The sequence below is a fragment of the Desulfotomaculum sp. genome (genome assembly GCF_982386235.1).
This window is the reverse complement of record NZ_CEVWQM010000007.1, coordinates 121379-134664: the sequence shown is the minus strand read 5'-3', so window position 1 is coordinate 134664 and position 13286 is coordinate 121379. Positions and strand designations below refer to the sequence as shown.

Sequence of the window (13286 nt, the reverse complement as noted above, 5' to 3'; positions counted from 1 at the left end):
AAGATCAAGGCCTCTAACAACAAAAAGATGAATTTCAGCCGGAAGAAACTGACCGAGCGGCTAACCCGTCTGGATGAGAAAATAGCGGAATACATGACAGAGGCAGAGGCGGCAGATCATTTGGAAGAACCAAACTCCGGAGCAGCCCCGGCAGGTCTTGCCGAACTGCTCTCCCGAAAAGAACGCTATGAGGGATATCTAGCTCAAATGGACGAAACTTGCTGCAACGAGGTCTCTGCTGTGGATCCGGACGCACGACTCATGGGGAATAACCGTGGCGGCGTGGAAATGGCATATAATATCCAAAGCGCAGTAGACGGCAAACATGATCTTATTTTGGACTACCACGTCTCCCAAAGTCCCGCAGACCAAAACCAACTGAGTTATATGGTAAAGCGAGTCAAGAAACTGGGTTACAAGCGTTTCACCGTATTAGCGGATAAAGGATATTACAATGGCCGAGATTTAACAAAAGTAAAGCGCTATAAGATTAAAGCCGTCGTCTCCCGTCAGAAGGCTCCGAACAAGAAAGATCAGCCGGAGGAACTCCATAGCGATAAATTCCAATACGACGCTGCACAAGATATCTACCTCTGCCCTATGGGACAAACCCTCTATAGCCACAGCAAAAAGTCGGCTAAACGTCGCAACTACTTCAACAAAACGGCCTGCGCAGATTGTCCACAAAAAAGTACTTGCATCAAGGGAAAGCGTTCATACCGTACGATAACGCGGAGCCAATACAGTAGAATTTATGAGGAGGCAGACAGAAACTTCGCAGATAATCTAACCCTCTACAAACGGCGGCAACAGATGGTGGAACACCCCTTTGGCACGGTAAAACACGCCTTGGATGGTCGATATTTCCTGCTACGCACCAGACGAAAGGTGCGCAGTGAGGTTGCTTTGCTCTTTTTAGGCTAGAATCTAAAAAGAGCGGTAACAGTATTAGGATTTAAGGGAATCATGGACAGTCTGAAGGCGGTTGCGCGAGGTGCTTTTTGCATTTTGAGCCATTTGCGTAAATTTCGGATAAAATCCTTGCATTCTGTCCTCAACGCTGCATAAATGTGTGAGATGAATTAGCAGTTTTGTAACAGTCTGACGTCCCATTGTGTTTTCTATTGTCAGTTTTAACCTTTTCGAAGTTACCACGAGTATATCCAGTTAGACGTAACCATTAAGTAAAAGTATTGAAATAAATTGGCAATTATTCTGAGATTGATCATACATTTAAAGGATTATTGATTGTTTCATAGTAATTTAAAAGAATAGCAGAAATTAACAAGATCTGCCATTTTATTTAGGAAATTAAATTTGGAAATTGGTGTTTGGAAAGGTTTAAGTAAATAAAAAATAAAATTATTGGCAGCGCATGCTTTTTACTTATGATAGTAGGATTGTTTTTCTCTTCTACAGCGTCCAATGGTTTTTGCTTAGGTGATTATCTACTTAACCAATTAGGCTTGAAGGCTTGGCACAATGATCAAGAAAAATTGGGGTTCCATTATACAGTTGTCTATGCACTTCTTTTTATTGCTCTTGGTTGGCGAGGGACTACTAAGTATCTAAAAGAAAGTCATCCCTACTTAATCAAAAAAATGCCATGGATATTTTTAGTTCTTCTTTTATTCATTATGCCTGCGGTAACAGAGTATGCAAAAAATACGTACTATTCCTTTAAAGACGGTATAAAGGCGGTTGAGTATCATCCAAGAAATAGTACCTGTAAGGTTGATAGAGAAGGGCAAAAACAGAAGATATCTGGAACGGTAAATGTAACGAATCACAGTCAGGAAGAGCTAAAAGTATCTGTAAAACTAATTGATAAGGAATACTTTGTTGAGGATTTGGTTCTAAAAGATGACCAAAACCAAAATATATTTATATTGCAGCCAAAACAGAAGAGTTACCTGAATTTTAACTTCTATATCGATATGGACAAAACTAAATTTGAAAGTGGGAGTATGACAGCACCAAAAATTAAACTTGAACAGAGCTAATTTTCTGGGGCACGGAAGGGGTGGACATGCCTTTGTGGGAAGATATAATTGACCTTTCCCCGTTTTGATGGACACGGTGAATAGCTGGTATAATTAATCCAGCGGAGGTGTTCATCATGAAGCGTTTGGATAAACAATTTAAACAAGAAGCTGTTGCTTGGTACTAGAGCAGGAACGTCCTGCACAGGTAGTTGCTAAAGAACTTGGTATCCATATAAATACTCTTTACAAGTGGATTAATCAGTTTGAAACACATAAGGAAACTGCTTTCCCAGGTGGTGGAAATCTTCTGCCAGAAAACGATAAGATTAGGCGCTTAAAGAAGATGGTAGCTGGTCTACAGTAGGAAAACGCCATTCTAAAAAAGGCTACGGACATCTTTGCAAAACACCAGAAGTAGCTTACCAATATGCTAGCTATGAATACCAACAAGCAAAGTTTCCATACACCGATTTATTGGGTACTTACTAATCATCCATATATTGTAACCTGTGCAAACCTATTCCTTTGAACCTTGTTCGGGTGACTTGAAATTGTAAGAATGAGTGAGTAAATCAAAGAAAGACTCATTTTATTGAGGCAAGTGCCAACTAAGATATAATATTAAACCCGCAGTTAATTCCTAATGGGATCTAATTTGATACTGTCATATCAATTAATTCTAAGGAGATAAAACTCATTCAATAAGGAGGTTTTAGTAATGAGAGTATTATTAATCTCACCCAATGATGAAAAATTCCCCCCTGCCTTTCCTTTAGGACTTTATTATTTAGAAAGAGTTTTAACAGACCACGGTTATATGGTTCAAATACTCGATCTTATAAATGAAGATGATGAAAAACTTGCTCTTAAAGAAGTTATAACAACTTTTAATCCAAATTTTATCGGTTTCTCTATACGAAACATAGATAATTTAGTCTTTAAGGTTCCTAAGATATATTATGAAAAATATAAGAATATCATAGATTACACAAAGGAAATTACGGATGCTACTATTGTATTAGGTGGCTCCGGGTTCTCAGTTTTACCAAAGGAATTAATCCAATACTATGATGTTAAATATGGTATAGTTGGTGATGGGGAACAAGCTTTGATTAATTTTATAGAGAGGTATTCTAAACGTCAGGATGTTAGAGAGATTAATGGTTTAATTATAAATGATAATGGTAACTTATTCTTTAACAAACAACGTTATGATTTTGATTTTTCTAATCTTACTTTCCCTAAAAGGGAAAGTAAGTACATGGATTGCTACAGTTTAAACGGAAAACGCTGGTTAAATATTCAAAGTAAAAGAGGGTGTAATCAGGGCTGTATCTATTGCACATCTCCTTACTTAGAAGGCAACCAGTTACGTTTACGTGACCCCAAATTGGTTGGGGATGAACTTGAATATTTACATAAAACACTGAATATTGAGTCTATGAGGTTTGTAGACGCTATTTTTAATTTTCCTCCCCAACACTCTATACAGATTTGTCAGGAAATCTTAAACCGCAAATTAAAGATAGAGTGGAATGCTGCCTTTTCGCCGAAAACAAATCTTCTACCTTCCAAATTACTTACAATTCTCCAGGCCTCCGGTTGTCAAATGGTTGATTTTAGTGGTATGGACACTGCTTCTAAAATTATGCTTAAAAATATGAGAAAACCCTTTACTCAGGAGGATATCGTACATTCTGCTAAAATGTGTAAGGAAGCCGGTTTAAGAGTGGTGCATTCGTTATTATTAGGAGGTCCCGGCGAAACAATTGATACAATCAAAGAGAGTCTTGAAATAATGGAACAAATTAATCCAGATGCGATATGGATAAACTTGGGGATTAGAATTTATCCCAATACTTTAATGGAAAAAATAGCCATCGAGGAAGGTTTGATTAAACAAGGTGAAGAACTTATCAACCCCAAATATTACATTTCCTCGCACCTTAGAGATGTTAACTACAATGATATTTTTCAACCTTACTCTAAATCCCATCCTAATTGGGCGTTAACTTGTTTAGCTAATAATTACTCAGAATGGGTTTCTGAGATCGTTAAATATACAAATGCACTTGCATAATAAATAAACTATGTTCAGTTTCTGATTTATTAAATCTCTCATAATAAAGCTTATTTAGATAAAGAAATATATTACGTATACCATTTAATTTACTTAACTTTCGCACCTTAAAAAAGGTATTCGCCATTGTAATTTCTAGGCTCTTGAAAAGAAATTTACCATATTGACAAACAGACACCTTTCCATTTTGGTAAAATGGAAGTGACCAAACTACCCAACCATGGAAACACGGGCGTGTAGGCTCCATATCAAGGGCGACTAGGGTTACAGTGGAAATAATCGCTTCAGAATTTAGGCTGCCTGGATTACTCCATAGGTATTCCATAATTGTTGCTGGAGTGGCTTCTTTGTCGATCATAAAAAATTCAATATATTCAAATATAGCTACCTTTGCTTCAAACCTTGTCTTAAACTCCTACCGTATAACCATTTTTTCTTAAGCTTGCTCCAGAAAGATTCTATAAGAGCATTATGGCAGCAGTTACCCTTGCGGCTTATGCTACATATAAATTCATTCTTTTTTAATATAGCTTGGCAGATTATGGACCTTTATTATATATTAGAAATTTCCATGAGGGAAGAGATTCATATAGATTCCATTAATTGAAGTAGGCTAGTGTTTCATATTACTTGGCTACCGATTAAAACATCATTCCTATAAACAACAGGCCTTCTAATTTGGCGGGTACAACTGAGGGGGCTTTTAATTTGAAAGGTCAGAACGAATACACATCAGATGAGGGAGGATCTTGATGGCCCTCAGCCAAATACGCCAGAAGAAGCAATAGAATACATGAGAAATCTTCCAGAGTATCGAATTATTAATTTATATGCCTCTGACGGAATAACTGTTATTGATAAATTTAAAATTGGTGGTAGGGCAGTAGAATATCAAGAACCCATCTTGGATAACAATCTTCAGGTTTTCGTCAACGGATATAATCTAAACCCCAAGGTGTCACCTTTTATTGACACCACAGGTCGTACACAGGCATATGTGATGGATGTTGGCCAGGGTCGTAACTGTGAACGATATGACGAAATATTTCTAACAAATGAAACACGTAAAATCATTTTCAAGAAACAGGGAATTAGGGTAGAGATGACGACTGGACAAAAAGACTTTATTGTTAATGAGGAAACAAAAACCATGGACACCACACCGGTCATTAGAGATGGTAGAACCTTTATACCAGTTCGGTTCTTAGGTGAAGCTCTTGATTGCAATGTAGAATGGGATGGAGTCTCGAATATAGTAAATATTACATACAATAACTTTAAAGAATATTATACGATTGAACAATTTCAGAATGAAATGAAGGCAAGAAATTATAATTTTGAAATTAAAGATGTGAAACTAAACTTTCTACCAACTACAGCAAAAAGAATGATAATTGGTAATACAGTAATAGATATATATCTATTTAGCAACAATAAAAACATGGAGATTGAGGCTAGATATATTGATAGTGATGGCTTTAGTTATTATAATGGCTCCCAAGCAATACATGTTAGCTGGGTTTCCTGGCCTCACTTCTATAAAAAGGGAAATATAATCGTTCAATATATAGGTCAGGACGAAAAAATCATGTCCGACTTAAGAAATATACTAGGTGAGCCGTTTGCAGGATATACACCGCAATAGTTAAAAGGTAGCGAACGAGTAACATTACTTCCTATTGCAACATAATCAAAGGCCTGCCAAATCGAGGGTTCGGAATGGGTGGCTCCGGAACGCCGGAATATACGCACTATTCAATGGCAATATTCACCTAAAAATATCAACAATTTGAACTTAGAAAACGATTACCATTTTTAGGCCGAAACCATTCCCCTGGTGTCACCCTTGTGTCATCTATGGGAGGGTTTCAAAACGATTCATTTCTCCAATTCGTAGTTATCGTACAGCACAAAGTAAAAACACACGAAAGTGACCTCTTTATAGGCCCACTTGGTGTGTTTTTTTATGATTGGCAAACACACCCTGGCAGATGCTATTCTTGATCGAATAGTTATGATTCATAACCGAAAAATCCATCAGATATCAACCAATAATTAAATTGGTTGGTCTAAAAAAAGCAAAATTGGTGGTTGAGTTGAGGGAAAAATCCTTGTATGATGAAATTGGATCAATCCAACGGGGTGATTTGGTATGAAAGTAACCCTTGACAGGGAAAGTGCGGTGCCGGTTTATTGGCAAATCTTTGAACAGATCCGGGGTCAGATTTTAGCGGGGGAGATGGTGCCTGGTTATCGGCTGCCTCCGGAAAGGAAGTTGGCCGAGAGGCTGGGTGTCAATCGAACGACGGTCTTAAATGCTTATCGGGAGTTAAAGGCCGAGGGTTTGGTGGGCTCTCAGGTGGGAAAGGGGACACTGGTACTGGCTTATCCGGAGGAGGAGCTGGATTTAAGCCACTACCCGGAGGAGCCAGCTTGGAATCAGATTTTCAGCCAGTATTCCCAGCGCCTTGAATCCTATATGGTCAAAGATCTGCTGACCCTGGCCAGTAGAAAGGATGTTATCTCCTTTGCTACTGGCATTGCTTCGCCAGAAACGGGTCCCATGCAAGCCTTAGCTGGCATCGAAGAGGAAATTGTCACTAAGAAGAATTACCGGGCTTTACTGCATACACCCACCGAAGGCTTCACTTCACTGCGGGAGGCTGTATGCGGTTTGATGCACCAACGGGGGGTATATTGCCAGCGGGAAGAGGTCATGCTGCTTTCCGGCTCCCAGCAGGGCATTGAATTGGCTGCCAGGATCTTTCTGGACCCCGGCGATATTGTGGTTGTAGAAGAACCTTCCTTTTTTCCCGCCATCCAAGCCTTTCGCTCCATTGGCGCAAGGGTCATTGGCATTCCCATTGATGAGCAGGGGATGAGGGTGGATGAACTGGAACAACTGCTGCTGAGGTATCGACCCAAGTTGATCTACACCATGCCAACCTTTCATAATCCTTCGGGAACAGAAATGAAGCTGGAACGCAGAAAACAACTGATGGAATTGGCCAATAAATATGGGGTTCTCCTGCTGGAGGATGATGCCTACGGGGACCTTTGCTACGAGGGGCACCAGTATCCGCTGTTGAAGTCAATGGATCGCAATGGCTATGTGATTTATCTGAGCACCTTTTCTAAGAACCTCTACTCGGGCTTGCGCTTGGGTTGGCTGGTGGCCAATAAAAAGGTGGTTCAAAAATTTGCCGCAGCCAAACAGCTCATTGATTTACATTCTAACAGTCTATCCCAGTGGATTGTTGAAAAGTTTATCGTGAATGGTTCTCTGGAAACACATATTCCAAAGGTTTGTGAGGAGTATCGGGCCAGAAGGGATGCCATGTGTCAGGCCCTGTCCCAATATGCCCCGGCCAATGTGCACTGGAATAAACCCAGGGGCGGCTACTACCTCTGGTGTAAGCTCCCAGCTGGGCTATCGGCAGCCAAGCTGCTTTTAAAGGCCGCCGAGTATAAGGTGGTCTTTGTGCCGGGCACGCCCTTCTTTACCGCTGGCCAGGGGGATGATTATATCCGATTGAATTTTACCTTTGCTTCCTTCGCGGATATCCCTGAGGGGATTAAAAGATTGTGTCTGGCCATGAAGGATTTAATGGCTGCCAGGGATGACCGGGAGAGCAGCCTGGATATAGAAATTAATCCCATTGTGTGATTTGGAGGTATTTTTTATGGATTTTAAGTTTGCCCGAAGAATCTCCTGCCTGAAGGCTTCGGAGATTCGAGAGATTTTAAAAGTAACTGAAAAACCGGAAGTAATCTCCTTTGCCGGGGGGCTGCCGGCGCCGGAGCTTTTTCCTGTGGAGGAGATTAAGAAGGTCAATCAACTGGTGCTGGAGGAGGCAGGAGCCGAGGCTCTCCAGTATACCACTACCGAAGGGTTTGCCCCCCTGCGGCAGTGGATCGCCGCCAGGATGAATGGGCGGCTGGGCACGCAATTTGCGGCGGACAACATCCTTTTAACCCATGGCTCCCAGCAGGCCTTGGATCTTTCCGGCAAGGTATTTCTGGACGAGGGAGATGTGGTGCTTTGTGAAAGCCCCACCTATCTGGCGGCCATCAGTGCCTTTAAAGCCTATGGCTGTAAGTTTAAGGAGGTGCCCACGGACGACGATGGGATGATTCCGGTTGAACTGGAAAGAATCCTGGCCAGCACCCCCAGGGTGAAAATCATCTACGTGATTCCTGAATTTCAGAATCCCACCGGCAGAACCTGGAGTCTGGCAAGGCGGGAGCAGTTGGTAAAGGCAGCGATGAAGTATCAGGTTATGGTGATTGAGGATAATCCCTATGGCGAGCTGCGCTTTGAAGGGGAGACCCTGCCGGCCGTCAAGGCCTTCGATCCGATCGGCTGTGTGCTGACCCTGGGCAGCTTCTCCAAAACCTTTTGCCCTGGCTATCGCATTGGCTGGATAGCAGGGGATAAGAAAGTAATCGAGAAATATGTACTGGTAAAGCAGGGGGCTGACCTCCAATGCAACACCATCGCCCAGCGTGAAATAGCCAAATACTTAGAGCTGTATGACCTTGACCAACACATTGCTAAAATACGGGAGGTCTATCGGCAGCGCAGGGATTTAACGGTCAAAACAATGGCAGAAGAGTTTCCCCCGGGAGTGACCTTTACCAGGCCCCAGGGTGGTTTGTTTACCTGGGTGGTACTGCCGGAGCACATCAATGCCAGGGATGTCCTGGTAAAGAGCATTGAAAAAAATGTGGCTTTTGTGCCGGGAGGCTCCTTTTTTCCCAATGGCGGCCACGAAAACACCTTTCGTATCAACTTTTCCAATATGCCGGAGGAGAGGATTGTAGAAGGGCTTAAATGCCTGGGCGGTGTTTTGAAGGAGTTTATACGGAATAAATAATAAATTACAGTAAGAATACAAAAATCACCGCCATAAGAAAAACGTTCCCATCTGTCAGAGGATGTCTAACAATGGGGGTGTACTTCACACGGTGGCTCTATTCACGATATTATGCCGCGGTAAAAACAACCCTGCCCTCTTAATAAAAAGGCAGGGTTGTTTTTACTGCGTATCAATAACACAGTAAATTATAAAAGATGCTATATTCATGAGAAAACTCCGTTGTTACCTATTCTCATGAATTATACATCCGTAAATCTAAGCGGGTATGATATAGTTTGCAATAATCAGCTTTGCCCCACCACGATGAGAATTAGTAGGACCTGAAAGTAAGGAAAGACAGTAAAGCCGGGGTTGAAACGAACCCTCTTAAATGGGTACCCAAAAAGACAGTAGGAAAGCCCGCAGTCTTTGGCTTTACTTATTTCATAAGAGGTAGCTGTAAAAGTAGATACCAAGGCGGTCAACGATTATGTTAGCGTTACGAGTGAACCCTTGGAAAGAAAGAAAACAGTCCATGAAAATAAAATCTACTTGCTTGGTTAGCAGCCGAAAGATATCCTATTAGCAAATTGATTTTCAGTTATAAAACTGCTTATGATAATATTATAAATACACATCAGATGGCAGTTTTACAATGAAGCATGATCGGATGAAAGGTGATACATAATGAAGGTACAGGATATTATGATACCTTGGACAGGTGAAAAACATCTAAAGGATGGCGTAAACGGAAACTGCAGCATATATAGTTTAAAGGAATGTCAGCAGAGTTGGGTCAGACCCATCGTTGAAGTGACAAATGACCAGGGAAATAAGATCGGTGAAATAGATAGAGATATATTATCTTATCTAATCCGTGCTGCGGACACGGACATGTTCATCATTACTGAGATAATTGATAAGTTTCACGAAGGTGTAGTCGTAATTGATACGGGGGGCCGGATTTTTTACGCGAACGCGGCATATGCAAGTATACTTAAAGTTCCGATACGCAAAATTATTGGCAAGAAAATGCAACAAATTGAACCGGAGGCAGAAATCCTAAATGTACTTAAAGCAAAAAAGACCATCATTAAAAAAAAGCAATATATAAAAACCTTGGACAAATTTGTTTCCACTCGTATATTTCCAATCGAAAAAGATGGGGAACTTAGGGCAGTAGCATCTATTTTTACGGATGCTACCGAAGTAGTAAGATTAGGCCAGCAAATCGAGAGAGCAAATGAAATGGCACTAACTTTTAGATTGCAGGCGGAAGAACAAAATGAATTAAAAAGGTTAAATATTGTTGGGAGAAGTCCCAGCTTTATTAAGGCCATCTCCCAGACAATGACGGTTGCCAAAACAGATGCTTCGGTATTGGTAAAAGGGGAAAATGGAGTTGGCAAGGAATTGATTGCAAAGTTAATCCATGCCAACAGTGAAAGGAAAAGTCATCCTTTTATTATTGTGAATTGTGCAGCGATACCTGAAAACCTTATTGAAAGTGAGTTATTTGGCTATGAGGAGGGAACGTTTACAGGCGCAAAGTCTGGCGGCAGGATGGGGAAATTCGAATTAGCCGACGGAGGGACGCTGTTTCTTGATGAAATTGGAGACATGCCCTTAACGATGCAGCCAAAACTATTAAGGGTACTTCAAGAAGGTGAAGTTGAGAAAATTGGCAGGAAGAAAAATGTTCCTGTAAACGTAAGGATTATTGCTGCATCAAACCAGCCTATTGAGAAGATGGTTCATGAAAATAAATTCAGGAAAGATTTGTATTATAGAATTAATATTGTGGAAATAACAGTGCCTCCATTGAGGGAACGAGGAGAAGATATAGGAATTTTAGCGAACCATTTTTTGCAGATAGCCAATAAAAAATATAAAAAATCGGTTTCCTTTTCTCCGGAAGTTCTATCTTTTTTTCATCGTTATGACTGGCCGGGAAATGTTCGTGAACTTCAACATGGTATAGAATATGCTGTGATTATGTGTTCAGATGATTATTTCGACTTAACCCACCTGCCGCCTCATTTTAATAATCAAGACTTAAATACAAAAGAAGATCAAGTAGGATATAATTATGGAACATTAAAAGAGGCAGTGGAAATATTCGAAAAGAGAGTTATTCAGGAGGCGATTTCAACCAGTCAGAACAACAGGAGTAGAGCGATGGAGATGTTAGGACTAAGTAGAAGAACTTTTTACAGAAAATTAAAAGAATACGAAATTGACAGTGGCATAAAGTAAACATGTGTGACAAAAGGTATACAGTGCTTTTTAAAAAATGTGTACATTGTGTGGCAAAAATGTCACACTATTCAAACAAAGTCTTCGGAGGGAAACGCTATAAAGCGTTGCTATTGAAGACTTTGTTTATTTTTGAGGTATTGGCATGAAAAATGCTTAAATAATAAGTAAAGGAAACCCCATCAATTTTTAGCCACAATGACGGGCGGAATGGAGGCTAATATGGAAAAAAGAACGAAGTAAACAGACGCATCAATTATTAGCTGCAAAAGCGGCAGAATGGAGGCTAATATGCAAAAAAGAACCTATGCAGAAATATGGGGCGACGTAGTAGACATCAAACATCTGTCTTATGCAATTATAATCGGTATCGTTGTCAGTGTAACATTTTATATTGTTGGCTTAAAGATTATTCATTCCGTCATGCCAGATCTATCGGAAAGTCTAAATAAAGCCTATGGGTTATTGATTGGAATTGTAGGCTCATTACTATCCGCAGTTATATCAGCAAAGCTATTCAAACCACAACGTATTGTAAATGAAGGTGAGGGTTATGTAGAGGAAGATCGCTATGCTGTACTAAAGGACCTTGGCGTAGATCTTAAGAAGGAAGCTGAATTGTTAAAGACTGCAGATCCTCAGGTAATAGCAGAGATGAAAGAACTTGGGATTTATGATCTTTTTACAGAAAAGACTGAACAGAAAAGGCAGGTGTAAACGGTATGGATTTAAATATGATCGTCTGGGCCTTAGGGGCGGCAGCTTTAGGCGGCATTATTTTCACATTTATGGGACTTATATCTGGTACGGATGAAACCGCAACCATTGCACCATTTACTTTACTAATAATTTTACTTGGCTTCCCTCCTGTTGCTATCTTTTCGTTTTTTATGGCCGCAGTGGTTTCCAAACATATGACGCACGCCATACCAACCGCTTTAATGGGTGTGCCTGGAGACACGATGGCTGTGCCGCTTTTGGATGATTCAAATGCTTTACGAAGGTTAGGGGTGCCCCATATTGCTTTGCGTAAAATGATTTCTGGGGCAATTTTAGGAGCGGTTATTGCATTACCCATTTCCGTAGGTTTCGCTACACTCCTTGTTCCTTTTGGCGATGTGGCAAAGGCATGGGCAGGACCGATCTTTGTGGTCGCAGCGCTTATCATTGCCTATACATCCAAAGGTAAATGGGCAAGTATCTTAGCATTATTGCCATTTGCTGTGTTCATGCAAGGAATGATTAAAATGGCTGCAGCCGGCAACCAAAAAATATCAATCTGTATTTTTCTTGGTATTGCCATTGGACCAATGTTTGCAGACTTGGTTACCTATCTTTCACCTAAAACCCGTAATAATCTTGTGGTGAAGGGGCCGAGGGAATTCTGGTTAGCACCTGAAATGAAAGGGTGGAAAGGGTGGTTCCCGAATCCACTTAAAATACTTACTCCTAGACAAGTGAAGTATACTTCGATTGCATCATTCATATCAGGGCTCACATTTACCTTTAGTCCTGTAGGTATGACTGTAATGGCAGGGGAGGCAGTTAAGACCAGAACAGCCGGTTTTTATCAAAAGCATACAGGCTCTTTAGCTGTGATGAATGCAACAACGGAAGCAACCTACATTGGTGAGACACTGATACCATTAGTTGCTTTCGGGCTGCCTTTAAGTCCGATGGCAGTTGGCCCCGCAGCGCCTTTATATAATGCCCCGCCGGTTTTTACGGTAGAGCCGCTGCATAACCTGCATCATGTTATGTCGACCGGTCAATTCTTCTTATGCGGGCTGCTGGGTATCATTGTAGCTTCGATAATCGCCTATCCCTTTGCGATGAATTATGCAAGAAGAGCAAGTATGATGGTTTTGAAATATGTGAGCCAGGAAGCCATCATCAGCATGTTTGTAGGGTTGATTACCGTTATCGCCTATTATGAAGCGGGTGCTATCGGAATCGCAATTGCTGGAACAATCGCTGTTTTTGGAGGCATATTAAACAAATATTTCGGCATCCACACGGGTGTTCAGTTTATGACCTTCTATGCATCAGCTTGGGGTATTAAAGCGCTATTTGGATTCTAAAAAATGAAAAAGGTGGGCGTCTTTA

General features: G+C 40.9%; 9 protein-coding genes and 1 pseudogene. All 10 read left to right on the top strand.

Annotated elements, in window-relative coordinates; genetic code table 11:
* Positions 1-924 (top strand): transposase (locus AC1U9Z_RS06320; protein WP_479956426.1); only part of this gene is annotated, 924 nt, incomplete at its 5' end.
* A gap of 464 nt (positions 925-1388) precedes the next feature.
* Positions 1389-2003 (top strand): hypothetical protein, encoded by a 615-nt coding sequence (locus AC1U9Z_RS06315; RefSeq protein ID WP_479956424.1) that lies wholly within the window; start codon positions 1389-1391, stop codon positions 2001-2003.
* 116 nt (positions 2004-2119) lie between these two features.
* Positions 2120-2346: pseudogene (locus tag AC1U9Z_RS06310) on the top strand (transposase); the annotation flags it as partial.
* Between the two features lie 357 nt (positions 2347-2703).
* Complete coding sequence (locus AC1U9Z_RS06305; RefSeq protein ID WP_479956422.1) at positions 2704-4065, top strand: B12-binding domain-containing radical SAM protein; 1362 nt, start codon at positions 2704-2706, stop codon at positions 4063-4065.
* A gap of 736 nt (positions 4066-4801) precedes the next feature.
* On the top strand, positions 4802-5710 hold the full coding sequence (locus AC1U9Z_RS06300) for a copper amine oxidase N-terminal domain-containing protein (protein WP_479956420.1): 909 nt from the start codon (positions 4802-4804) through the stop codon (positions 5708-5710).
* 507 nt (positions 5711-6217) lie between these two features.
* The gene (pdxR, locus tag AC1U9Z_RS06295; protein ID WP_479956419.1) at positions 6218-7732 is read left to right on the top strand and encodes a MocR-like pyridoxine biosynthesis transcription factor PdxR; all 1515 of its coding nucleotides are present in this window, start codon (positions 6218-6220) and stop codon (positions 7730-7732) included.
* 16 nt (positions 7733-7748) lie between these two features.
* Positions 7749-8942 carry an aminotransferase-like domain-containing protein gene (locus tag AC1U9Z_RS06290; RefSeq protein WP_479956417.1) on the top strand — a complete coding sequence of 398 codons (1194 nt, stop codon included), beginning with the start codon at positions 7749-7751 and terminating at the stop codon, positions 8940-8942.
* A 669-nt stretch (positions 8943-9611) separates the two neighbouring features.
* A complete protein-coding gene (locus AC1U9Z_RS06285) occupies positions 9612-11180 on the top strand; it encodes a sigma-54 interaction domain-containing protein (RefSeq protein ID WP_479956415.1) in 1569 nt (522 codons plus the stop codon).
* Between the two features lie 291 nt (positions 11181-11471).
* Entirely contained in the window at positions 11472-11897 is a 426-nt protein-coding gene (locus AC1U9Z_RS06280) for a hypothetical protein (protein ID WP_479956412.1), read from the top strand.
* Between the two features lie 5 nt (positions 11898-11902).
* Positions 11903-13261: a tripartite tricarboxylate transporter permease gene (locus AC1U9Z_RS06275; protein WP_479956410.1), complete on the top strand. Its 1359-nt coding sequence runs from the start codon at positions 11903-11905 to the stop codon at positions 13259-13261.
* Positions 13262-13286 lie beyond the last annotated feature (25 nt).

Coding starts and splice junctions, on each gene's coding strand:
- AC1U9Z_RS06305 (WP_479956422.1), top strand. CDS start 2,704: ATGAGAGTATTATTAATCTCACCCAATGATGAAAAATTCCCCCCTGCC.
- AC1U9Z_RS06280 (WP_479956412.1), top strand. CDS start 11,472: ATGCAAAAAAGAACCTATGCAGAAATATGGGGCGACGTAGTAGACATC.
- AC1U9Z_RS06315 (WP_479956424.1), top strand. CDS start 1,389: ATGATAGTAGGATTGTTTTTCTCTTCTACAGCGTCCAATGGTTTTTGC.
- AC1U9Z_RS06290 (WP_479956417.1), top strand. CDS start 7,749: ATGGATTTTAAGTTTGCCCGAAGAATCTCCTGCCTGAAGGCTTCGGAG.
- pdxR (WP_479956419.1), top strand. CDS start 6,218: ATGAAAGTAACCCTTGACAGGGAAAGTGCGGTGCCGGTTTATTGGCAA.
- AC1U9Z_RS06275 (WP_479956410.1), top strand. CDS start 11,903: ATGGATTTAAATATGATCGTCTGGGCCTTAGGGGCGGCAGCTTTAGGC.
- AC1U9Z_RS06285 (WP_479956415.1), top strand. CDS start 9,612: ATGAAGGTACAGGATATTATGATACCTTGGACAGGTGAAAAACATCTA.
- AC1U9Z_RS06300 (WP_479956420.1), top strand. CDS start 4,802: ATGAGGGAGGATCTTGATGGCCCTCAGCCAAATACGCCAGAAGAAGCA.